Raw genomic sequence first — 22,790 nt, forward strand, 5'->3', positions numbered from 1 at the left:
CGAGAGGGCTCTCCCCGGCCGCGTACCCCAGTCCTCACGGAAGTGACAACACTGATGAGCTATCGACCCCTCTTGACCGTGCTCGCCACGGCCGCAATCGGCGCAAGCCTCGCTATTTCGACGTTCACTGGTGCTGTCGCGAGCGCTGCCACGGCATCCTCCCCAGTTGGCACGGTGACGTGGAGCGTCAGCCCGTCGACGGCGAAAGGCCCCGACGGTCGCGAGTCATTCGCGTATTCGGTGAAGCCCGGCGTGCAGATCAATGACTTCGTCTCCGTGACGAACCAATCGAAGCAAACGGCCACTTTCACGATCTACGCCACCGATGGCATCAATGACTTCGACACCGGCGCCTTCAGTCTGTTACCGTCACGGACGCCACCGACCGACGCGGGGTCGTGGACCACAGTGCCGGTCAAGTCCCTCACCCTTCAAGCGGGTAAGCAAGCGCGTATCCCGTTCACCATCCTGGTGCCATCCGATGCAACGCCGGGTGACCACACTGCGGGGATCGTCGCCTCAGTCTTCAGTCGCGGCCGAAGCGCGAACGGTGAAGCCATCACCCTCGAGCAACGTGTTGCTTCTCGCATCTACCTCGCCGTCGCAGGCACCGCCTCCGCCCGTGTCGAGGGCGCCGGACAGGTGCTGCGCTACACCTCGCCCCTCAACCCCTTCGCGGGTGGCACGACGGATGTGGACTACTCCGTTCGGAACACCGGAAACTACCGGATGGACGTCAAACAAGCCGTCCACATCACCGGACCATTCGGCATTCCCGTTGCCAGCCTGCAGGGGAAACGCATCGTGAATCTGCTGCCGGGCCAGACTGTGCACGAGAGCGACTCAGTGAGTGGCATCCCCCCGCTCCTGCTTCTCACCGCAACGGTGACCCTCACGCCAGCACCGCCAACGGATGTGGTCGCGCTCTCGAAGCAACGCGACCAGACGGGCCACCTCGTGCCTGTTGCTGCACCGCCGACGTACCACGCGACCTCCGCCGACGCGTCGGGCGCGGCAATACCCTGGACCCTGCTCCTGCTCATCGCAGTGATCGCCGTCGCAGTCTGGTTACTGGCACGATACGTCTCGGCGTCCCGGCAAAGGGTCTACGACGCCATCGACGCGGCCGCAGCTCAGTCAGCCATTGACCGCGAGCCTGTGTCCGCGGTGTCACGCGAGAAAGAACCCGTCGGATGAGAGTTCGCAGCATCATTGTTGTGGGCATCGGCGCGATCGCGGTGACCCTGGGATGCGCGCTGCCCGCGCTCGCGGCCAGCGCAACTCCTTCTGCCGAATCGACGGGCGCCGCGTCCGTCACGGTCGTCATACCGGGATCCCCGACAACCGTGCCCGCAGGGAGCGGGGGTACCGGCGGGCAGTCGGGCGGCTCGGCCCCGACCCCGCCAGCGGTCCCCCCGCGACCGTCGACCGGAGCTGCACCCTTGTCCATCGCCCCCGACCATGTCTTTCCGGGCCATCAGGTACACATCGCCGGCAGCGGATTCACACCGCGTGAACAGATTCAGATTGTCGCCTACCCCGACGCCCGCGTGATCGCTACTGTCCGAGTCGATGCCCGTGGCGAGCTGCGAACCGCCTATCGAACCCCCGCCACCGCGCACCCCGGCACCATCGTCATCGAGGCGACGGGCTGGTCGTCCGGGCGGGTGGAGAACGGCGCGTTGCAGATTGAAGGCCACCCCGGCCACGGCGCCGGCAACGGCGCTGTCATCGGCTGGGCACTTGCATCGGGTGGGATTCTGCTTTCCGTTTCCGCGCTCTGGATTGCCGGATCAACCGGCCTGCTGCCGAAGCTTGTCGCCAAGGCCATCGTCCGATGACCGCCACGAGTGCCGCAATGCCAAGGGCGCGCGTGCGTCAGGTTGCTCTGCCATGGTGGCTTCGTCGTCGGCCCAAGGCACGACCAGAGCGACACCCACCGACGCCCAAGGAGTTCCGATGGTGGATCGGAGTGATCTGGGTGACGCTCTCCACCCTTCTGCTTGCATTCGTCGGCCACGTCACGCTGTTTGGGGCGATCCAGCACACCCAGTCGCAGCTGCAGGAATATCAAGCCTTGCGAAGCTCGCTTGCACTGGCGACCACCCCGTTGGGTCAGACGGATCTCAACGGAGTTCCGGTCGCCTCCGGTACACCCATCGCCGTCATGAGCATCCCCCGCCTCGGCTGGTCGGAGGTCATCTCGGAGGGCACCACCCCATCGATTCTCCGCGCAGGACCAGGACATCGCAGGGACTCCGTGTTCCCCGGGCAAGCTGGGACGAGCATCATCCTTGGACGCGCTGCAACATACGGGGGCCCCTTCGCCGGACTTTCGGCGCTCGTGCCTGGCGACACCATCTCGGTCATCACGGGCCAGGGAGATAACAAGTTCACCGTCATCGGCCTTCGCCGCGCAGGTGATCTCCTCCCCACGCCGACGTCGCCAACCGGCGGTCGTTTGGAACTGGTGACCGCAGATGGCCCTCCGCTCGCGCCGACCGGCATCCTCTACGTGGACGCCGCACTCAGCGGCACCGCGCACGAAACTCCTGGTCGAATCTTCCAACCGGCCGCATTGAGTCCCGGTGAGGGAGCGATGCAAACCGATCCGAATGCGATCCTCCCGTTCCTCTTCGCACTGCAATGGCTCGCAATCGCCATCGCCGGCGCGCGGTGGCTGCAGCGTCGTTGGGGCGTGTGGCAGACCTGGATCGTGGCGGCACCGGTCATTCTCGTGCTGGGAGCCACCACCGCCGACGCTGCGATCGGCCTTCTCCCCAACCTCCTCTAGACACCGCCCTTCGGCCAACACTCCACGACCAGGAGGCTCGATCATGACAACACCAACCGCTCAGTCCCTGCACGCCGGGCACGTCGATGCGTCCGACGCGCATCCGCATCCCCCGACGATGCCGACCGAGGTCCTTCACCTGCCGGCCGCGCCCCTTGCAGAACTGGATGCACGGAACATCTCCGCGTGGTTCGGCAGCCGAAAGGTGCTCCACCAGGTGTCGCTCACCATGCGTGCGGGGGAAATCACGGCACTGATCGGGCCTTCCGGGTGCGGGAAATCGACGTTCCTGCGCACTTTGAATCGGATGCATGAACTGATCCCATCGGCCGCGCTCGCGGGTGAGGTTCTGCTTGATGGACAGGACATCTACGAGCCCGCTCGAACCATCACTGACGCCCGCGCTCACATCGGAATGGTCTTCCAGAAGCCGAACCCATTCCCTGCGATGTCCATCTACGACAATGTCGTCTCCGGATTGAAACTGACCAACAAGCGTGCATCACGATCGAGGAAGGACGACCTGGTCGAGCAGTCCCTCCAACGCGCTGGATTGTGGAAGGAGGTCCGCGACCGCCTGCGCCAGCCAGGAGGAAGCCTGTCCGGCGGGCAACAGCAACGTCTGTGCATCGCGCGGGCCCTCGCCGTCACGCCGAGGGTCCTCCTCATGGACGAACCATGCTCCGCTTTGGACCCGACTTCGACTCGAGTCATCGAGCAGACGATGATGGAACTGGCCCACGAGGTCACCATCGTCATCGTGACCCACAACATGCAGCAAGCACAGCGCGTGTCGGACCGGTGCGCATTCTTCCTCGCCGCTCAGGGCACACCCGGTGAAATAGTCGAGTCGGGTTTGACGAGCACCGTATTCTCCACTCCCACCGATCCCAGAACCGCGGACTACGTGAATGGTCGCTTCGGGTAGCACGAGATACATGAAGTCGCGAGCGCGTCGCCGCCTCCGTCAGCCGAACGGTTCAGCGCACCGGATGAACTCCACTCGACGGCCCGCGCCTGTGGATTCCTGTCATCCGCGAGGACACTCGTGCACCAACCGTTCAAAGAGGCGTTCCATCGAGCGCGGCGGGCAGGCGGGCGATGTTGGCGGCCTCCGATTCCACCTGGGCGGCGATCATCCGTGACATGAGCCTCATGAGTCCGGTGGGCGTGAGGTCTATGGCGAAGGTCACGTCCGTCGTGGTGGGGCCGGTGGAGACGAGCGTGAACACTCCGGTGGGACGCGCCGGGCCCGCGATCACCTCGAACGCGAGCCGCGTGGGCGCACGGTACTCGGTCACACGGTAATCACCCGCGATCGCGCGTCCGCCCGGGCCCGTCATCGTCTGCGCGTACACGGCCCCGACGCCCGTGCCCGAGACATGCGAGATCTCCCGCACCTCCGGACGCCACCGGGGGTTGTTGAGCCCGTCCGCGAGAAAGGCGAACACCTCCTCGATCGGCTTGCTGACCGTTGTGCGATGCTCGGCGTGCGCCATGGGTGTCCGATCACTGTGCGGCGGATGATGGCGCCAGCCTAGCGCCGCAGCCAATGGCAGCCCCGAACTGGGGGCGGGCATCCGCGCCACCCTGTCGTCTCTTTCATCAGCGGCGGGCCATGCGCGGGAGGTCTCACGGGTTGGCCCCGGCAGGGTGGTCGCATGACAACATTCACTGCACCCGGCGCATCCGGGCGAAAGACAATGCTGAACAAGGTGCCCGAGGTCACGATCGCGTTCTGGGTGATCAAGGTGCTCGCAACCACCGTGGGCGAGACCTTCGCCGACTACCTCTCCGACACCCTCGGCCTCGGCCTCCAGGTGACGAGCATCATCATGGCCGTGCTGCTCGCCATCGTTCTCGTCATCCAGTTCCGCGCGCGCCGCTACGTTCCCGCCATCTATTGGCTCGCCGTCGTGCTCATCAGCGTGGTCGGCACCCTCGTCTCCGACAACCTCGTCGACAACCTGGGCGTGCCGCTGATCGTCACCACCATCGCGTTCGCCGTGCTGCTTGCCGCAACCTTCACGGTCTGGTTCGTCTCCGAGAAGACGCTGTCGATCCACTCCATCCTCACCACCCGCCGCGAGGGCTTCTACTGGGCGACCATCCTCTTCACCTTCGCCCTCGGCACCTCGGCCGGCGACCTCCTCGCCGAGCGGCTGGCGCTGGGCTACCTGCCCTCGGCGCTGCTGTTCCTGGGGATGATCGGCCTCGTCGCCCTCGCCCACTACGCCCTGAAGCTCGGCGCGGTGCTGTCCTTCTGGATCGCCTACGTGCTCACCCGCCCGCTCGGCGCCTCCACCGGCGACTACCTGTCGCAGGCCACCAAGGACGGCGGACTGGGGCTGGGCACGACCACGACGAGCCTGATCTTCTGGTCGGTCATCCTCGTCGTCGTTGCCTTCCTCAGCTGGCGGGAGTTCTCTGCCCGCGCGCGCACGGTGACCACGCCGGGCGGGCTGAAGGCGGGACACCTCGACCCCGCCTGAGCGCCTGATTGACTGCCCGAGCCTCGGTCCGCGGCGCAGTGCGAGCGCCAATCACGCGCTACGCAGATCGCCAGCGCAGTCGGCTGTCGGTGCTGGTCGTCTTGCACACCATCGCCCGCCCGGTTGTCGTCACTCCGGTTGCGCCCCGCACGGCACAGAATGCGCCCGGATGGACGATGTGGGTTGTGGGCGGCGCCGGGGCGACAGGCTGAGGTTTCACCACGGGCCGAGGAGTCGTCACGACGTACTTCCGATACGCGTCCCACCAATTGTCGGCGATCGCCTTCTGCGCGGTGAGCAGACTCACGCGGGTCTCGCAGACCAGGACGTGCAGCCGGTTCTCGAGGGCATCCTTGGCACGCGCACCTTCTCTCGCGGCGTACGGCTCGGGCCACAGGTTGGCCACTGACGACGGCGAGCCACCCAACTCGAGGCTGATGAGGTGGTCTTCCTCGTAATCGGACGTCGACGTGTCGCCATGGAAGGCGTAGCCGGATGCGAGTTGTTGAACCTTGATGGCCGTCGTCACCGACGACGGAGGTCGAACGGTCGCGGTCCAGCCTGAGACACAGATGGTGCTTCCGATCGTGGCCTGCGTCACGGCTGGATTTCTCTCCCCCGGCGTGCGCGCCGAGTTCGGCAGAACGACTCCGCCGACCAGAATGACATCGCCGCCCCGGGAGATGGGAGGCGGTGAGGGCTTCGCCGTGCGCGCGGGCGACGGAGTGGCGGCCGGCACGGTCGTCGCTGTCGCCGTCGGTGACGGCGTGATGAGACGCATCGGGGGCTGGTACACCTCCCTGACGCTCGTGCACGCACCGAGAGCCAACAGGGTGGCCGCGACGGCGAAGAATGTGAGTACTGTTCGGGTCATGGCTGATAGTAGTGGCGTGCCGCCTCGCCTGTCTATGAAGCCGCGCCGCAAAGTGCGGTCGCACTACAGGCCTCCTGCGCTGACCCGCTACCCGAGAATCCCGTCGATCCCCAATGCCCGGGCGGCTTGCTCAACGCGGACCGGCATCCAGGCGACCAGACGCGCCACCGTGTCAGTCTGCAGCTCCGCGGGCAGTGACGTCGCGACCTCTGAAATCGTCGCGGAGATGCTGGTCAGGCAGACCGCCGTCGCGGCGAGGAGGTCGTCACCGGGCATCCCGGCGGCTCGCGCGATCGCGTCAAGCTCAAATCTGGCCACGTCTTTGGCGAGGTAGCTCGCACCATACCTGACGGCCAGCTTCCTCTCTCCCGCTCGACGAAGGATCGACTCCACGTCTGTGTCGCGATCCGCGCTCAGATAGGGAATGACCGACGAAGCGTCGTACAGGGGCGTCAGGATGGCTCCGTCGGGCTGCAGGAACACCGAATAGTTCTTAGCGTGTGCGTCGGTTGAGAGTACGAGCCACGAGAACATCAGAAGGACGGCGTATCGGATGCGCGACTCCTGATCCGACGAAGCCCTGAGCAGTCCCATGATGCGGTCGATCCCGGGGCCCCCGTGCGACTCGAACTTTCGGAGACGAGGCAGGCCGAGCGACTGAACCAGATCTTCCTGGTGGAGCCGAATGATGTCGCCCGCCCGCTCGATTCGATCGAACCTCTCCACGACGAGCGAGTGCTGGTCGCCGTCGATGAAAAGATCCACTCGCGCCGTGGGAATGCCCAGCAGCTCGGCGGCCCGCATCACCACGAATTCGATGAGTTCCCCATCGGGAACACCCTTCACACGCGGCTTGAAGAGGTGCGTCGACGGGTCGTCACCAACCGTCTCGAACCACCCGCTGCCGTGCTTCGCGAGCGAGAACTTGGTCTGCGTTCCGCCGAGAGAGAACTGCCCGTCAGTTGCGATTCGATCGTCGTGCCATGCGGTGTCATCCTCGGTGAGCTGACGAATACGCTCTGCGATCTCCGCGTCCGAGATTGCGCTCCGACTGCCCGCAGCCTCCGCGCCCGGCGCGCGGAAACTGATCGCCCCGGCGACGTCTTGTCCATAGTGCTGCAGGAGGAAAAAAGGCTCGTCGCTGTCGAGCCCCGCGTCCGTCGCCCATCGCTGACGGACCTCCGGATTGTCGGGAAGCAGGTTGTCGACGAAGTTGGCCACCACCCGCCCTGAGTGCGTGCGTTGCGCCAGTGGCATCGACAGGGAGAGGGACGTCGTCTCGTCTGATGTGGCCCATTCGCCGTCGTAGTCGAAGACGTAGAGTTCGATGCCATCACGCCGTAGAGTGCCGACCGGATAGCCATACAGGAAGACGTCGAGCCGCTCACTCATCGCAGCTCGCCTCATCGAGGGGGATCGCACGCAGTCGATCCCGCACGCGAGCGAGCGCGACCGGCTCGAACGTCATCCGGGGCACGACGACCCGCGGGATGTCGTACTGTCGCGGCACGACGCTGTCCTCCCTCGCGTCAATCCTCATCATGAGGTCGAGTTCACGGAGCACCGCGAATACCTTGGACAGCGCGACCTCGGCGTTACCGCGCTCGAATCGGGTCAGCCACTGCCGTGTCACTCCTGATCGGCTCGCGAGTTCCGCCTGCGACAGGGTCAACGCCTTCCGTCGTTGGCGCACAATCACCCCGATATCGTCGACGCCCGAGATCTTCATTCCGCCCCTTGTGTAACACACATCGTACATGCAGCGATATGTAATACATATCGTACATTGTTGTTGATGTCACGCCAATGCGCTACCGCTTGGCCTTGTGCGGAGCAGCGCTACCGATGGCCTGACCGCATCGTCGCCTGGCCGCTTTCACTCCTTCACGGGTGCACCAGAAAGCGAATGCGCGGGGCTCATGCGGGGTTGAGCCCTCTCGCACGATTCCGGGCACAAAAAAAGCCGGTCTGACCGGCTTCTTTGTACACCCCCCGGGACTTGAACCCGGAACCCACTGATTAAGAGTCAGTTGCTCTGCCAATTGAGCTAGAGGTGCGCAGCCCCCGCGCGCGAGGGCCGAGAAGCAAGATTAGCATGAGACCAGACCATCAGCGACACGAAGGAGTCCACCGTGACCGGAACCCGCCTGGAGAAGGGCGACATCGCCCCCGCTTTCACCCTTTCCGACCAGGACGGCTCCCCGGTGTCACTCGCCGACTTCGCCGGTACGAAGACCATCGTGTACTTCTACCCGGCCGCATCCACCCCCGGCTGCACGACGCAGGCCTGCGACTTCCGCGACAACATCAACTCTCTGAAGTCGGCCGGCTACCAGGTGCTCGGGGTCTCCAAAGACGAGTTGGATGACCTGAAGACCTTCCAGTCCGAGCAGGGCCTCAACTTCCCGCTCCTCAGCGACCCCGACCTCACGATTCATCAGGCGTACGGCGCGTGGGGCGAGAAGTCGTTGTACGGCAAGACGGTGACGGGCACCCTCCGCTCGACCTTCGTGGTGGGCGAGGACGGCCGGATCGAGCTTCCCCTCTACAACGTCAAGGCCACCGGCCACGTGGCGAGCCTGCGTAAGAAGCTCGGCGTCGACGCCTGACCGGCGGCGGCGTCAGCGCTCGGGGCGAGCCGTCGCCTCCCGCACCGAGCGGGTGAACAGCAGGATGATGATCGCGGCCGCGGGCAGGATCAGCAGCCACGCGACGTCGGGCGCCTGGGCCTGCAGAATACTCACCGCGACCAGCACCTGAAGGATCTGCCAGCAGATGGCCGCACCGCGAATCCACGGCCGCGCCCGCACGGTCGCGACGCCCACGATCGCCAACAGCACTGCGGCCAGCGCGACCAGCGCCGCGAGCGCGATCGCGCTCGCGTAGGAGCTCGGGGTGCTCGCAACTATCTCGACGACGAGAGAGATCGCTGCGACGGCGACGGCCGCCGCCTCGAGGAAGATGAGGCCCGCCAGCACCAGCAGTGCCCTCGGTTTCGGCGCTTCGCTCACAGCTACATCCCATACAAAACTATTGATTTGACCTACCCGATGTGCGAGTCTATGTGAGGTTGATTTGACGCCCACACCGTTGTGAGCGAGTCCCGAAGTTTTCACCTCCCCCACCCGACATCCAGGTCATCGACCTCTGTTCCACTGCACCATTTAATAAGGAGTACCACTATGGATTGGCGTGACAAGGCCGCCTGTCTGACCGCAGACCCGGAACTCTTCTTCCCGGTCGGCAACACCGGTCCGGCCGTCGACCAGATCGACAAGGCCAAGGCCGTGTGCGCGCGCTGCTCCGTCACCGAGATGTGCCTCCAGTACGCCCTCGAGACCAGCCAGGATTCCGGCGTCTGGGGTGGACTCAGCGAAGACGAGCGCCGTGCCCTCAAGCGCCGCGCCGCCCGCGCCCGCCGCGCTTCCTAGCAATCCGAAACAGTCGAGCCCGTCGAGAGCGATCTCGGCGGGCTCTTCTGCTGCCCGCTGTCGCATCCCATCCGCCGACGTGCGCGCCCGCCGGCAGCGCCCGCTCGCACTCCCCCGCGCGGCGGATGCCCGGCCTCGCCTCAGCTCTTGTGCAACCAGTTCAACGGCACGTCGATCGTCACCTCGGTGCCGCTCCCCACGAGGGTGTGCCAGTCGATGGTGCCGCCCAGTTCGCCCTGAATGAGCGTGCGCACGATCTGCGTTCCGAGTCCCGACCCGACCTTGCCCTCGGGCAGTCCGATTCCGTTGTCGCGCACCTTCACGCTCAGTTTGGAGTCGGTGCGCTTGGCGACGATCGTGACCTCCCCGTCGCGCCCCGCGAGGCCGTGCTCGACGGCGTTCGTGACGAGTTCGGTGAGCGCGAGTGCGAGCGGCGTCGCGTACTCACTCGGGAGCACCCCGAAGCTGCCGACCGACTTCGGGTGCACCGTCGTGTTGTGGCTCGATGCCACCTCGGCGATGAGCAGCAGCACGCGATCGAACACCGCGTCGAAGTCGACGTTCTGACTGAGGCCCTCGCTCAGTGTGTCGTGCACGACCGCGATGGCGGCGACGCGGCGCATGGCCTGGCCGAGTGCATCCCTGGCCACGTCGTTGTGGGTGCGTCGCGCCTGGATGCGCAGCAGTGAGGCCACGGTCTGCAGGTTGTTCTTCACCCGGTGGTGGATCTCGCGGATCGTCGCATCCTTGGTGATGAGCTCGCGCTCCTGGTGCCGCACCTCCGTCACGTCCCGGCACAGCACGATCGCGCCGGTGCGCTCGCCCCGGTCGCGGATCGGGATCGCCCGAAGTGAGACGGTGACGCCACGCGCCTCGATGTCGGTGCGCCACGGTGCGCGACCGGTGACAACGAGCGGCAGCGACTCGTCCACGACGTCTTTGCGGTCGACGAGCAGCGCCGTGGTCACCTCGGCGAGCGACTCGCCCTCCAGCTCACCCGCAAAACCCATGCGGTTGAAGGCGGAGAGCGCGTTCGGGCTCGCGAAGGTGACCATGCCGTCGATGTCGAGCCTGATGAGACCGTCGGATGCCCGGGGAGCGCCGCGCCGAGGCGCTGTCGGCGCGCCGAGGTCGGGGAAGTCACCCGACGCGATCATCGCGAACAGGTCGTTGGCGCACTCGTTGAAGGTGAGCTCCTGGCGCGAGGGGGTGCGGGCCTCGCTGAGGTTGGTGTGCCGGGTAATGACGGCGATGGGAAAGTCGGTCGTGCGCTTGCCGCTGGGGGCGAGGCGCCGCAGCACGGGAACCGCGCGCACGCGGGTCGGCGTCTCCTCGTACCAGGTCGGGGTCGTGGAGTCGATGATGGTCGTCGTCTCGAACGCCTCGGTGACCTGCGCCGCCCACTCGGGCTTCACGTGCTGGCCGACGAAGTCCCGGTAGAACAGCGTCGCTGAGCTGGACGGTCGGGCGTGGGCGACGGCGACGAAGCTGTCGTCGTCCGTCGGCACCCAGAGCACGATATCCGCGAACGCGAGGTCGGCGAGCAGCTGCCAGTCGCCGACGAGGAGGTGAAGCCACTCGACGTCAGCCTCGGTCGAGCGACCCTGCGCGAGCACGAGATCTGAGAGCGTTGACACCGTCTAAGGCTAGCCGGTCGGCGCGCGGGCGGGCCGCGCGTCGGCGGGTCGCGGGGGCGGGCGGCAGCAGCTGCGACTGCACCAGCGCGCGAATCGCGGCGCGCGCGGATGACCGTGGCGCCGCATCCGCGATCGTCCGCCCGGTCAGCACCGCAGCATCCACCCCCGCCTGGTCGTGCGGGATCATCGCGGCCGCCGAGATGCCCCCGAACCGCGCCAGGGTCTGCTCGACCTGCGCGGCCGGACCGGGCCCGATCGCGCTCGCACGCAGCCGGTTCATCGCGACGATCACGCGCGTGGGATCGACGAGTTCGAGCAGATCGACGTGAGCCCGCAGGAGCCGGGAGAGTCCGACCGGGTCGGCCGCACCCACCGCGACCACGCGGTCGGCCTCCGCGAGCGCGGTGAGGGTCGCGGCGTTGCGCCGGGGTGCCTGGAGATCGGTGGAGATCTCTTCGTCGGTCTCGAGGCTGGCCCCCGTGTCGATGACAGTGAAGTCGACCCACTCCCGACACCGCGCGATGGCGGCCGCCACCCGGGTCGCGCTCAACTCGGGCCAGCGCGCGGGCCGGCCGATCCCGGTGAGCACCCAGAAGCCGGAGTGCCCGGAACGGTAGCGCTGGCCGATGCGCTCCAGCTCGCTGAGCGTCAGGTTGTCGGTGCCCGCGAGCCGGCAGGCCGCCGCGAATCCGGGTGACTCGTCGAGCATTCCCAGGGTGGGGGCGATCGATGCGCCGTGGGTGTCGGCATCCGCGAGGGCGACCGAGAAGCCCGCGGCCGCGATCTCCGCCGCGATCGCGATGGAGAGCGTCGTGCGTCCCGGCGACCCGGCCGGCCCCCACACGGCGATGACGGCCCCGCGTCGTGGCGCCTCGGGTGCGGCCGGAGCGACGGGCGGTGGTTCGGTGGGCCGCACCCGAAGAGCGGTCGCCTCCTCGATGCGACGCCAGCACGCGTCCGCCGCGACCAGGTCGACCGCCATCGGATCCTCTCCCAGCGACGCGAGCGACGCGGCGTCGAACTCGACCGTGTCCACGAGCCCGAGTGAGGTCGCGTAGCGATACTCGGCGTCGCTCGTGGTGACGACGGTGAGCCGCACTCCGGCTCCGTCGCACTCGGCGACGAGCTGCTCACTCAGGTAGCGCTCACTCGCCACGACGAGCGCGAGATCGGGTCGCGCCAGCACCACTCGCTCCGCCAGCTCATGGGCGCTCGCGCTTCGAGCGACGACCTCGTGTCCGTGTCGAATCGCGCCAACGGCGAGAGCGTTCTCCACCGACGCGGGCACGGCGAGAGCCACCCTCATCGCTCAGCCGCCCACGTGCACATCGAGCGGCACGATACTCATCGCAGCGCCGGAGGCGATCGCTTGAAGCACCGCTGCGGTGTTGTCGCGCGGAATGACCAGTTCGACGGAGGTTCCCTTGGCCACGTCGAGCGGGGAGTCCGGCAGTACGATCCGCGCCACGACGGCGGTGTCGACGATCGTGTGCGGGGTGTCGAAATGCGTGCCGTCGGTGGGCGCTGCCGACCAGAGCTGCACCCGACTCCCCACTCCGATCGTCGCGGGCACGCCAGAGCTCAGCGGAACGACAACCGAACTGCGGTCGGATTCGGCGACGGAGGCGACGGCGGAATCGGGGAGGAGCTCGCCCGCGGCGATCGAGTGCGTGAGGATGGCCCCCGCCTTCGGCAGACGCCCGGACTGCACATACAACCGCGCGACGCCGCCCCGGCGCACGGCGACCGCGATGAAGTCGTCGGCCGTCACCCGGGTGCCCTCCGCGAGGGAATGCCGCGCGGCGAGCACGGTATCGGAGGCCGCCATCGACGAGACCAGCAGGCTCACCCCGATCACCGAGGCCACGACCAGCGCCAGGCCAATGCCGAACCGCGGATCGAACCAGACCAGTCGGGGTCGCGTGCGCGGCGGAGTGCCGGGGGGATGTTCGGGCATGACGGTGCTCCTTGGGTGTGGCCGGGCATCCATCGTCACGGGCCCGGCCGATGCGTGACGAAAGTTATCCACACCCCCGTTTCGCGGGCGCCCCCCGGCGCATAATCATGGGATGGATGAGAGCGCCGCGGGTAGCCAGGTCGGGAGGTTCCTCACCCTCGCCGACACCGCTGAGATCCTGAACATCTCGGCCTCGCAGGCGTACGCGCTCGTCCGCTCCGGCGAGCTGCCCGCCATCAAGATCGGCGGTCACGGTACGTGGCGCATCGAGCGCACCGTGTTGGAGTCCTATATCGAGGCCATGTACGAGGAGACGCGGCGTCTCACGCTCTGGCACCAGTCCGATTTCGCGAATATCGCAGAGCTGCTCCCCGCGAGCCCGGTCAGACGGTTACCAGCAGGATTCGACTGAACGGGACGATCCGGTAGTCCTGCACCGCCGACTCTCGTCGCGGCACCCCGGCGTCGTGCACCGCGAGGTCGAGGTGGTCGCGCCCGACGCGATCGATCGTGCCGTGCATCCTCTCGCCCTCGAGAATGAGCTCGATGGTCACCCGACGCCGGCAGAGGTCGCGCAGTGCGAAGGCGAAGGTCAGCCGATCGGCGAGAGAGACGCGCTGCCGATCGGTGACGGGGTGGAACTCGAGGCTGTCGGCGAGCTGCTCACGCGCCAGCGACACCCCGGCGATCGCGTCGAGGGGAAGCAGGCAGGGCACCCTCCGGTCTGCGGGATCGATGAGGTCGCCCGCGATCCAGTCCTTCCCGACGTTCGCGGGAATCACCGTCAGGCGGCTGCCGTCTCGAGCGATGATGCGCAGGGGCGCCGCGCGCGAGCTCCCCGGGCCCGAGTTGCCCGAGCCCGGGTTGCCCGCGCCCCGGTTGCCGGAGCCTGACTCCTGCACCCGCACCACACGATCGCGCAGGCTCAGCCGGGCGAGTCGCAGCCGCTCCTCCTCGGCCCGCACGTCGATGTCGTCGGCCGCGAGCTCGTGGTCGAGCTGGCTCTCGAGGTCGTCGAAGAGGTTGTCCCAGCGCATCACGAACAAGGTCTAGCACGCGGATGACCACCCGCGGGCACACCGTCCACAGCGGTTATCCCCAGCCCCACGACGGGGGCGTGGTCAAAGCGGGCCTCGTCTGGTTGAGTGTCAGGCACTCCCCCGTTGTGGGGTAAACAGCCCGTTCCCCCACCCCCCTGGATGGACATGAACACTGCACGATCGATGCGCCTTGCCGACACCCCTCCGCCCACGACGTCACGGCCCCGGATCGTGCCACCCCCTCCTCGCTTCGACAGCGACGAGTTCTTCGGCCTCCAGCGGTCGTCCACCGCGCAGCTTCCCGACCCGGGCCCCCTCCTTGAGAATCTGACCCGCTGCGTCGTCGAGATCCTTGCGGGAGCCCGCGACCTCGAGCAGATCGCCCGGTGGGTCTCAGACGAGGTCTACCGCCACCTGCTGAAACGGGTCGTGTTGTCGGCGCGGGCACGCGAGGCGAAGGGGGTTCGCCCGACCCGGCCGTCTTTCTCGATCGGCTCCACGGTCGCCTGCGAGCCGCGCGACGGGGTGGTGGAGGCCGTCGTCATCGTGCGCGGGCGCGCGCGCACCCGTGCCGTCGCATTCCGGCTCGAAGGGCTCGACCGTCGCTGGCGCGCCACCGCGCTACACGTGCTGTGACTCGCAACGCCACTGAATACACGGCACCGCCCAGTGCGCGACGCCGGCTCGTGGGCGACTGCCGCTACTTGCGCTTGTCCTGCGCGCGACGCTCGGCACGGTTCGCCGGGGCGGGCGCGTTGGGATCCACCCGCTGGCCGAAAGCGCCCTTCGTCGGAGCCCCGCCGCCCGGCGCCGGCTGACCCGACTGGGCCGCCTGCTGCGCCGCCTGCGCCTGCTGGGCCCGTGCCGTCGCAGCACGCTCCACCTGGCCGCGCTGATTGCGCACCTCGACCTCGCCCTGGTTGTCGGCGCTCGGCGCGGAGTAGCTGAGTCGCTCGGCGGGAGCGCCGCTCGCCTCGAGCCCGCGCGCCTCGACGGTGGGAATGGTCGCTGTCGCGTCGCCGCCGGTCACCTCGACCTCGAGGTTGAAGAGGAACCCGATCGACTCCTCGCGGATCGACCCCATCATCTGCTGGTACAGCGCGAAGCCCTCGCGCTGGTACTCGACGAGCGGGTCGCGCTGCGCCATCGCGCGCAGACCGATGCCGTCTTTGAGGTAGTCCATCTCGTACAGGTGGTCGCGCCAGCGACGGTCGATCACCGAGAGCACGACACGACGCTCGAGCTCGCGCATCGCGGGTTCGCCGAGCGCCTCGGTGCGGCGCTCGTAGGCGAGCTTCGCATCCGACAGGATCTCCTGCTTGAGGAAGGCCTCGGTGACCCGACCACGGTTGCCCGCCTCGCTCACGACCTCGTCGATCGTGATCGAGATCGGGTAGAGCGTGCGGAGCTCGGTCCAGAGGGCTTCGAAGTCCCAGTCGTCGCTGTGCCCCTCGCCCGTGTGGGCGTCGATGACCTCGGTGATGACGTCTTCGAGGAACTTCTGCACGCGCTCGCCCAGGTCGTCGCCCTCGAGGATGTGCCGGCGGTCGCTGTAGATCGCCTCGCGCTGGCGGTTGAGCACATCGTCGTACTTGAGCACGTTCTTGCGGATCTCGGCGTTGCGCCCCTCGACCTGCGACTGCGCACTGCGGATCGCGCGGCTCACGACTTTCGACTCGATCGCCATGTCTTCGGGCACGTTGCTGCGACCCATGAGCGCCTCGGCGGCGCCGCTGTTGAACAGCCGCATCAGGTCATCCTGAAGCGACAGGTAGAAGCGGCTCTCGCCGGGGTCGCCCTGTCGGCCGGAGCGACCGCGGAGCTGGTTGTCGATGCGCCGCGACTCGTGACGCTCGGTGCCGAGCACGTACAGGCCACCGACCTCGATGACCTTCTCGGCCTCCTCGGCGACCTTGCGCTTGACCTCCTCGTAGACCTTGTCCCACTCCGCCTCGTACTCGTCGGGCGTGTCGATGGGGCTGTAGCCCTTGGCGTGCATTTCGGCCACGGCGAGGAATTCGGCGTTGCCGCCCAGCATGACGTCGGTGCCGCGGCCGGCCATGTTGGTGGCCACCGTCACGGCCCCGAGGCGACCCGCCTGGGCGATGATGGATGCCTCGCGCGCGTGGTTCTTGGCGTTCAGCACCTCGTGCTTCACCCCGCGCTTCGCGAGCAGCTTGGAGAGGTACTCGCTCTTCTCCACGCTCGTGGTGCCGACGAGCACGGGCTGACCGGCGCGGAAGCGCTCCACGATGTCTTCGACGACCTGCGCGAACTTGGACTCCTCGTTCTTGTAGACGAGGTCGGGCTGATCCTTACGCACCATCGGCTTGTTAGTGGGAATGGGCACCACACCGAGCTTGTAGGTGGACATGAACTCGGCCGCCTCCGTCTCGGCGGTGCCGGTCATGCCGGAGAGCTTCTTGTAGAGACGGAAGTAGTTCTGCAGCGTGACGGTGGCGAGGGTCTGGTTCTCGGCCTTGACCTCGACACCCTCCTTCGCCTCGATCGCCTGGTGGATGCCCTCGTTGTAGCGGCGCCCGACGAGGATGCGGCCGGTGTGCTCGTCGACGATGAGCACCTCGCCGTTCATGACGACGTAGTCCTTGTCTTTCTTGAACAGCGCGGCGGCCTTGATGGAGTTGTTGAGGAACGAGATGAGCGGGGTGTTGGCCGACTCGTAGAGGTTGTCGATGCCCAGGTAGTCCTCGACCTTGGCGATACCCGGCTCGAGCACGCCCACGGTGCGCTTCTTCTCGTCGACCTCGTAGTCGACGTCGGGGATCAGCTTGGTGGCGAGTCCCGCGAACTCGGTGAACCAGCGGTTGGCCTCGCCCGAGGCCGGCCCGGAGATGATGAGCGGGGTGCGCGCCTCATCGATGAGGATGGAGTCGACCTCGTCGACGACGGCGAAGAAGTGGCCGCGCTGCACCATGTCGCTCGCCTGCCACGCCATGTTGTCGCGCAGGTAGTCGAATCCGAACTCGTTGTTGGTGCCGTAGGTGATGTCGCAGGCGTACTGCTCACGGCGCTCCTCGGGGGTCTGGCCCGAGAGGATCACCCCCGTCGTCATGCCGAGGGCGCGGAAGATGCGGCCCATCAGCTCGGACTGGTAGCTCGCGAGGTAATCGTTGACCGTCACGACGTGCACGCCCCGAGAGGCGAGAGCGTTGAGGTAGGCGGGGAAGGTCGCGGTGATGGTCTTGCCCTCACCGGTCTTCATCTCGGAGATGTTGCCGAGGTGGAGGTTGGCGCCTCCCATGAGCTGCACGTCGAACGGCCGCATGCCGAGGGTGCGCACCGCCGCCTCGCGCACGGCCGCGAAGGCCTCCGGGAGCAGGTCGTCGAGCGATTCTCCGTTGGCGTAGCGCTCGCGCAGCTCGACGGTCTCGTTCTTCAGTTCCTCGTCGCTGAGTTCTTTGAAGTCGTCTTCGAGCTGGTTGACCGCGTCGGCGTAATGCTTGAGTCGACGAAGCAGTCGACCTTCACCCACGCGAAGTGCGCGTTCGAGAACGTTGGCCACCGAATACTCCCAAAAGTCAGTGCAGCGAGAAAGGCTGCGACGTGCGCAGGGCAGCGCAACACCGCCCGTTACAGGCTCGTTATGGTACCAAGCAAAGGTGCACCGGCGCTGCGAACACCCCACAGGGGCGACGCAGACGCCGGTGCGGGATGACCCGCGCACGCCTCACGGCGAGCCGGGCATCCTCTGCCTCAGTGCTGCACGCGCTGGTCAGCGCTGCATCGACGAGCCCGCTCCCACGCGCTCCTGGTGGGAGTCCAGCTGGTCGTCGAGACCGATGACGCCGTAATCCCAGCCCTTGCGGCGGTAGACGACGCTCGGGCGATCACTGTCGCTGTCGATGAACAGGAAGAAGTCGTGCCCGACGAGCTCCATGTGGTCGACAGCCTCGTCGGTCGACATGCGCGAGGCCGGGAACACCTTCGTGCGAATGACGACGGGGCTGTACTCCTGCTCGGACTCGGACTCGGCCTCGCCGTTCGAGATCGGGATCGATCCCGTGCTCACCGTCTCGATGACGTCGGGGCTGGCGGGCGTGATGTCGGTGAGGCGGAATCCGTCGGCCGACGCCTCGCGCAAGGAGACCGGCCGGTGCTTGCCTCGGTGCACCTTCTTGCGGTCCTTCGCCTGGCGGACGCGCTCCACCAGCTTGTCGATGGCGAGGTCGAAGGCGACGTACTTGTCGCTGCCCGCCGATTCGGCCCTGACGATGGGCCCCGGTCCGATGAGCGTGAGTTCGACGCGGTCATCCCCGTTGGATCCGGTCGATTTTTCGTGGTGCCGGCAGACCTTGATCTCGAATGCGATCGCCTTGTCCGCGAGGTGAGCGACCTTCTCGGCCTTCTCCGTCGCGTACTCACGGAATCGATCCGTGACCCCCAGGCCCTGTCCGGTGATAGAAATTTCCACGCTGACCTCCCTGCTATTCGTGCGCTCCGCCCGGGAAACCAGGCGGTTCATTCGCGCCTTTTAGGCCACCGTAGACCCCCTCAATGGCAAAGTCACTCGCGACTTCTTAGGAGTTTTCTGGTAGCCCGAACCGCCTCGGAGTGAAGGCGAGGGCGGCCCGGCCCACCACCTCGGCACCCGCGCTCTCGAGCGCTCGGGCCGCCTCGCGGATCGTCGCGCCCGTGGTCACGACGTCGTCGACGAGCAGAAATCGCCGCCCGTGCAGGGGCCGGAGGGCGATGAGGCTGCCGCTCGCGTTCGCGGCGCGCTGCTCCCGACCGAGCGATTTTTGGCGAGCGCGCGGGCCCGCGTGGGCGAGAACCCGGGCGGGACGAACGCCGGCCCGACGGCACAGCAGGGTCACCGGGTCGTAGCCGCGGCGACGCCACGCGCCGCGCGTGGTGGGAACGGCCACGATCTCGACCGGCACCGCTGCCGCATCGGCGAGCTGCCCGGCCCGGCCGACCGCGGCCGCGAGGGCCGAGGCGAGCACCGCCGCGATGTCGGTGCGCCCGCTCTCCTTGAGCGCGAGGATCGCCTGCCGCACCGCGCCCTCGTAGCGCAAAGCGGTGTAGACGACCTCCCCGCCGTCGAGCGTGCGCGGCGTGACCTCCGGGTGCATCCGCGCGACGCAGTCCTCGCAGAGGGCGCGATCGGGACGCTCGCATCCCGCACAACTCACGGGCGACAGGAGCGCCCAGGCATCACGGATCGCGTGCAGCAGGGGGGAGCGCATCCGCACAGCATGGCACAACTGGACAGCTCGGTCTACGGGCTGTGGAAACGCGCGCGGCTACTGCTGGGTGGCGAGAACCGAGGCCGTGATGCCCGTGCTCTGCCAACCGCTCGCGCGCACCTGCAGCACGGCGCCGGTATCAGTGAGCACGCGCAGCTGGTCCTGGCCGTTGCCGCCCACGATCCGGCGGGCGCCCTCCGCGACCCCGAGGTCGGTCGACGGGCCGCCGATCTCGTAGGCGGTCACGGTGTCGCCGCTGGGCCCGGAGGCGAGGGTGGCGACGGTGCGGTCATCCATCCAGGTCGCATCGAGGGGCGCCGCCGACGACACGGGGAGGTCGACGAGATCGCCGAGCGACGCGGGCACGGAATCGTGCCGCAGGATTCCGGCGACCACGAGGCGCGGGCCGGCGTTCGTCTCCAGGTAGAGCGCCACGCGCGTGCCGTCGCGGGAGACGGCGAGCGCGACGATCGTCGAGCCCTGCGGCAGGCCCGAGGTGGCGACCGTATGCGCGATGCCATCCGGCGAGTACGCCCGGATCGCGGTCGCGTCGCCGTGCGGCACCGACCACACGTAGCGCTGGGGATCGATGGACGGCGGGATGAGACCGGGCCTCGTGTCGAGGAGTCTGGGCGAGGTGAGATCGTCGCTCGCGAGCAGGACACCGCCGCGACCGAGCAGGGCCGCCGTCGACTGGTCGCGGCCGAGGGTGACCGCCGTCGCGTCCGCGGCGACGACCTGGGCGCTGATGCGTCCGATGGGCCGCAGTCCCGGCTCGAAGCCGAACTTCGCGCCGCGGCGCAGCAACTCGGAGGGGTTGGCCGCGGTGGGCAGGATCGCCTTCGGCACGGCGGCGTCGGCGATTGCGATGGGCGCACCCTTCACCGTGATGGTCGCCTGCAGCCCGAGGCTCTGATCGAGCTGCTGCAGCATGCGCGCCTTGTCGGTGTTGCTCGCGGTGTTGACGTCGTCGCTGAGATCGACCACGGCGAGGCCGGCCCGCACCTCGACCGCGCTGCCCACCTGGGTGCCTTGCGGGAACGCGGAGACGGTGGCGCCCTGCTGGAGTCCCGTCGCGGGACCGCCGAGCAGCGCCGTCACGATCCGCGACTGCACCCCGATGCGCGCCGGGAACCAGCGCACGTCGGGAACCAGGTAGCTGTAGCTCGGGTCGAAGAAATAGAGCGCGTTCTCCGAGAACACCTGCGCGAAGCTCTGCCGCGAGAGCACGATGCCGTCGCGCAGCTTGCTGATGCGCCACTGGCCGTCCACCTTGGTGAAGCCGAAGGCGAGGTCGGCCGTCGCCTGCCGGTTGTCCTCCGTATAGACACCCGTCGCCGTCACCGAGGCGCGCGTGACCACCGAGTAGTCGATGATGTCGCCGGGCTCCGAGGTCTGCAGCGGCGCGGCCTCGCGGATGAGCACGCTCGCGTTCGGGTCCCAGCTGCGGGCCGCGTCCTTGGTGAGGAAGAGGCGCGCGATCGCGTAGTCGCTGTCCGACGAGGTGGCGGCCTGCATGAAGTCGGTGAGGATCTCATCCTTCGTCGCGTTGCGCTGCGGGCCGGAGGGCAGCGGCGCGAAGGAGTTCGACCCGCCCTCCGTGATGGTCTGCCCGGCGTTGACGCCGCTGCTCGTGGGGATTCCGACGCAGCCGGCGAGCAGGGCGACGAGCAGGAGTGCGGCGGCGGTGGCGGATGCCCGGCGCAGGGCGCGGCGGTCAGGCACGGTCATCCTCCCGGCTGTCTGCGCCCAGCTCGTCGGGCGGAAGGTCGAGCGGCGAGGAGGTGAGGTGGCCGTCGCGTTCGCGCGGAAGGGTGAGCCGGAAGCACGAGCCCTGCCCCGGCGCGCTCCACACCTCGAGCCAGCCGCCGTGCAGGGCGGCGTCCTCGAGCGAGATCGCGAGTCCCAGCCCGGTGCCGCCCGTGGTGCGCTGCCGCGAGGGGTCGGCACGCCAGAAGCGGTCGAAGACGCGCTCCATGCTCGCGGTGGTCATCCCGATGCCGTAGTCGCGCACGGCGATCGCGACGGCGGTCTCGTTGCTGTCGATGTAGACGACGATCGGATGACCCTCCCCGTGGTCGATCGCGTTGCCGAGCAGATTCTGCAGGATTCGCCGCACCCGTCGCGAGTCGACGTCGGCCTCGAAGTAGCCGCCGGGGGCGATGAGCCGGAGCTCGGATCCCTTCGTGGCCGCGAGCGACTCGAGCCCCTCGATCGTCTCCTCGACGAGCCGCACGAGGTTCGTCGGCTCGGTCTCCAGCTGCACGGCGCCCGCGTCGAAGCGACTCATCTCGAGCAGGTCGCCGAGCAGTTCCTCGAAGCGCTGCACCTGGGTGCGCAGCAGCTCGGCCGTGCGGCGGGTCGCCGGCGGGAAGGTGTCGCGCTGGTCGTACAGCACGTCGCCCGCGAGCCGGATTGTCGTGAGCGGAGTGCGCAGTTCGTGCGAGACGTCGGAGACGAAGCGCTGCTGGATCTGCGAGAGCGTGGCGAGCCGCACGATCTGCTTCTGCAGGCTGTCGGCCATGCCATTGAACGATCGCGCGAGCGTCGCGACGACGTCGTCACCGCGTTCCGGGATGCGCTGCTCCAGCTGCCCGGCGGCGAGCTTCTCCGCCGTCGAGGCCGCCACCCGGATCGGCGCGACGACTAGCCTCGCGATGACCCAGGTGACGACGCCGATGAGCAAGATGAGCGCGAGCCCGCCGATGAGCAGCGTGGAGTGCACGAAGTCGAGGATCTGCTGCGAGTCGGAGAGGTCGTAGATGAGGTACAGCTCGTAGTAGCCGGAGCCGGGCAGCGAGACGCTCGACCCGATGACGAGCCCGGGCGCGGTGGCGGTGGGGTCGGTCGCGCTCGGGATGGCGATGGACTGCCAGTAGACCTTCGACTTCTTCGTCTCGGCGGCGGCGACCGCCTTGCGCAGCTCGGGCGAGACGAGCAGTTCGGTGGCGCGGCCGGGAATGCTCGCGAGATCGGCCGGCACCCGGGGGCCGGGCTGGTCTGGGCTGCGCAGGATGGCGATCCGCGTGCCCGTCGTGCTCGCGTTGGCGTTCGAGCGCAGGATCAGGTTGAAGGCGTCGGTCGCCGCGTTCTCGACGTCGGTCGAGCCGCCCTGGTCGGCGGTCGAGTTGAAGAGCGTCTGCACCGCGTCGTTGGCGTTGGCGGACGCCGCGAGGAGTTGGTCACGACGCGCGTCGAACAGGTTGGTGCCGATGCTGAAGGAGACGTAGCTGCCGATGATGCCGACCGCGATCGATGACAGCACGACAGTCGCCGCGACGGTGCGGAACTGCAGCGACGAGCTCCAGAGGTGCGTCAATCGCGCGAGCCACGACCGCCAGTCGAACTGCATGGAGGG

General features: G+C 67.7%; 23 protein-coding genes and 1 tRNA gene. 9 read left to right on the forward strand and 15 right to left on the reverse strand.

What is annotated here, in order from left to right; translation table 11 throughout:
• The first annotated feature begins 72 nt into the window (after positions 1-72).
• The 4 genes from G3T37_RS05485 (at position 73) to G3T37_RS05500 (ending at position 3,722) form a co-directional block, all read left to right on the forward strand.
• On the forward strand, positions 73-1,197 hold the full coding sequence (locus G3T37_RS05485; protein WP_163472412.1) for a WxL protein peptidoglycan domain-containing protein: 1,125 nt from the start codon (positions 73-75) through the stop codon (positions 1,195-1,197).
• A 245-nt stretch (positions 1,198-1,442) separates the two neighbouring features.
• Positions 1,443-1,841, forward strand: a complete 399-nt coding sequence (locus G3T37_RS05490) for a hypothetical protein (RefSeq protein ID WP_163472413.1) — start codon at positions 1,443-1,445, stop codon at positions 1,839-1,841.
• Between the two features lie 140 nt (positions 1,842-1,981).
• Positions 1,982-2,794: a sortase domain-containing protein gene (locus tag G3T37_RS05495; protein ID WP_163472414.1), complete on the forward strand. Its 813-nt coding sequence runs from the start codon at positions 1,982-1,984 to the stop codon at positions 2,792-2,794.
• A 118-nt stretch (positions 2,795-2,912) separates the two neighbouring features.
• Positions 2,913-3,722 (forward strand): phosphate ABC transporter ATP-binding protein, encoded by an 810-nt coding sequence (locus G3T37_RS05500; RefSeq protein ID WP_163472615.1) that lies wholly within the window; start codon positions 2,913-2,915, stop codon positions 3,720-3,722.
• Between the two features lie 133 nt (positions 3,723-3,855).
• Here G3T37_RS05500 and G3T37_RS05505 read toward each other — a convergent pair whose 3' ends face one another.
• Positions 3,856-4,293 (reverse strand): SRPBCC family protein, encoded by a 438-nt coding sequence (locus G3T37_RS05505; RefSeq protein ID WP_163472415.1) that lies wholly within the window; start codon positions 4,291-4,293, stop codon positions 3,856-3,858.
• Positions 4,294-4,455: 162 nt separating this feature from the next.
• Between G3T37_RS05505 and G3T37_RS05510 the strand changes: the two genes are divergently transcribed.
• A complete protein-coding gene (locus G3T37_RS05510; RefSeq protein WP_163472416.1) occupies positions 4,456-5,286 on the forward strand; it encodes a COG4705 family protein in 831 nt (276 codons plus the stop codon).
• Between the two features lie 58 nt (positions 5,287-5,344).
• On the opposite strand, the gene G3T37_RS05515 is transcribed toward G3T37_RS05510, so the two are convergent.
• From G3T37_RS05515 to G3T37_RS05530, 4 genes are all read right to left on the reverse strand, one after another.
• On the reverse strand, positions 5,345-6,160 hold the full coding sequence (locus G3T37_RS05515; protein WP_163472417.1) for a hypothetical protein: 816 nt from the start codon (positions 6,158-6,160) through the stop codon (positions 5,345-5,347).
• Between the two features lie 87 nt (positions 6,161-6,247).
• Positions 6,248-7,552: a HipA domain-containing protein gene (locus G3T37_RS05520; protein WP_163472418.1), complete on the reverse strand. Its 1,305-nt coding sequence runs from the start codon at positions 7,550-7,552 to the stop codon at positions 6,248-6,250.
• Positions 7,545-7,889 carry a helix-turn-helix domain-containing protein gene (locus tag G3T37_RS05525; protein WP_163472419.1) on the reverse strand — a complete coding sequence of 115 codons (345 nt, stop codon included), beginning with the start codon at positions 7,887-7,889 and terminating at the stop codon, positions 7,545-7,547. The genes G3T37_RS05520 and G3T37_RS05525 overlap by 8 nt, the downstream gene beginning before the upstream one ends.
• Before the next feature lie 255 nt (positions 7,890-8,144).
• Positions 8,145-8,217, reverse strand: a tRNA-Lys gene (locus G3T37_RS05530).
• 75 nt (positions 8,218-8,292) lie between these two features.
• Here G3T37_RS05530 and bcp point away from each other — a divergent pair.
• Entirely contained in the window at positions 8,293-8,769 is a 477-nt protein-coding gene (gene bcp / locus G3T37_RS05535; RefSeq protein WP_163472420.1) for a thioredoxin-dependent thiol peroxidase, read from the forward strand.
• A gap of 12 nt (positions 8,770-8,781) precedes the next feature.
• On the opposite strand, the gene G3T37_RS05540 is transcribed toward bcp, so the two are convergent.
• A complete protein-coding gene (locus G3T37_RS05540) occupies positions 8,782-9,171 on the reverse strand; it encodes a hypothetical protein (protein ID WP_163472421.1) in 390 nt (129 codons plus the stop codon).
• Positions 9,172-9,342: 171 nt separating this feature from the next.
• Between G3T37_RS05540 and G3T37_RS05545 the strand changes: the two genes are divergently transcribed.
• Positions 9,343-9,591 (forward strand): WhiB family transcriptional regulator, encoded by a 249-nt coding sequence (locus G3T37_RS05545; RefSeq protein WP_147784762.1) that lies wholly within the window; start codon positions 9,343-9,345, stop codon positions 9,589-9,591.
• A gap of 140 nt (positions 9,592-9,731) precedes the next feature.
• On the opposite strand, the gene G3T37_RS05550 is transcribed toward G3T37_RS05545, so the two are convergent.
• From G3T37_RS05550 to G3T37_RS05560, 3 genes are read right to left on the reverse strand one after another with little or no spacing between them, the layout of a single operon-like run.
• Positions 9,732-11,228 carry a histidine kinase N-terminal domain-containing protein gene (locus G3T37_RS05550; RefSeq protein ID WP_163472422.1) on the reverse strand — a complete coding sequence of 499 codons (1,497 nt, stop codon included), beginning with the start codon at positions 11,226-11,228 and terminating at the stop codon, positions 9,732-9,734.
• Complete coding sequence (locus tag G3T37_RS05555; RefSeq protein ID WP_179465140.1) at positions 11,176-12,534, reverse strand: CpaE/TadZ family protein; 1,359 nt, start codon at positions 12,532-12,534, stop codon at positions 11,176-11,178. The genes G3T37_RS05550 and G3T37_RS05555 overlap by 53 nt, the downstream gene beginning before the upstream one ends.
• Positions 12,535-12,537: 3 nt before the next feature.
• Positions 12,538-13,185: a hypothetical protein gene (locus tag G3T37_RS05560; protein ID WP_163472423.1), complete on the reverse strand. Its 648-nt coding sequence runs from the start codon at positions 13,183-13,185 to the stop codon at positions 12,538-12,540.
• Positions 13,186-13,297: 112 nt separating this feature from the next.
• Here G3T37_RS05560 and G3T37_RS05565 point away from each other — a divergent pair, with 112 nt between their 5' ends.
• Positions 13,298-13,597: a helix-turn-helix domain-containing protein gene (locus tag G3T37_RS05565; RefSeq protein WP_163472424.1), complete on the forward strand. Its 300-nt coding sequence runs from the start codon at positions 13,298-13,300 to the stop codon at positions 13,595-13,597.
• Here the strand turns inward: G3T37_RS05565 and G3T37_RS05570 are convergent.
• Positions 13,569-14,222, reverse strand: a complete 654-nt coding sequence (locus G3T37_RS05570; protein ID WP_163472616.1) for a hypothetical protein — start codon at positions 14,220-14,222, stop codon at positions 13,569-13,571. The genes G3T37_RS05565 and G3T37_RS05570 overlap by 29 nt on opposite strands.
• A 168-nt stretch (positions 14,223-14,390) precedes the next feature.
• Here G3T37_RS05570 and G3T37_RS05575 point away from each other — a divergent pair, with 168 nt between their 5' ends.
• Entirely contained in the window at positions 14,391-14,861 is a 471-nt protein-coding gene (locus tag G3T37_RS05575) for an Rv3235 family protein (RefSeq protein ID WP_163472425.1), read from the forward strand.
• 64 nt (positions 14,862-14,925) lie between these two features.
• On the opposite strand, the gene secA is transcribed toward G3T37_RS05575, so the two are convergent.
• The 5 genes from secA to mtrB all read right to left on the reverse strand — a co-directional run bounded on the left by secA (position 14,926) and on the right by mtrB (position 22,784).
• Positions 14,926-17,748, reverse strand: a complete 2,823-nt coding sequence (secA, locus tag G3T37_RS05580) for a preprotein translocase subunit SecA (RefSeq protein ID WP_163472426.1) — start codon at positions 17,746-17,748, stop codon at positions 14,926-14,928.
• 210 nt (positions 17,749-17,958) lie between these two features.
• The gene (hpf, locus tag G3T37_RS05585; RefSeq protein ID WP_163472427.1) at positions 17,959-18,657 is read right to left on the reverse strand and encodes a ribosome hibernation-promoting factor, HPF/YfiA family; all 699 of its coding nucleotides are present in this window, start codon (positions 18,655-18,657) and stop codon (positions 17,959-17,961) included.
• Between the two features lie 106 nt (positions 18,658-18,763).
• Positions 18,764-19,432: a ComF family protein gene (locus tag G3T37_RS05590; protein WP_163472428.1), complete on the reverse strand. Its 669-nt coding sequence runs from the start codon at positions 19,430-19,432 to the stop codon at positions 18,764-18,766.
• Positions 19,433-19,489: 57 nt separating this feature from the next.
• Entirely contained in the window at positions 19,490-21,157 is a 1,668-nt protein-coding gene (locus G3T37_RS05595; protein WP_163472429.1) for an LpqB family beta-propeller domain-containing protein, read from the reverse strand.
• Positions 21,150-22,784, reverse strand: a complete 1,635-nt coding sequence (gene mtrB, locus G3T37_RS05600) for an MtrAB system histidine kinase MtrB (protein ID WP_163472430.1) — start codon at positions 22,782-22,784, stop codon at positions 21,150-21,152. Before mtrB ends, G3T37_RS05595 begins: the two co-directional genes overlap by 8 nt.
• Positions 22,785-22,790 lie beyond the last annotated feature (6 nt).

Source organism: Galbitalea soli, from assembly GCF_010686725.1.
In the GTDB taxonomy this organism is placed as follows: Bacteria; Actinomycetota; Actinomycetes; order Actinomycetales; family Microbacteriaceae; genus Galbitalea; species Galbitalea soli.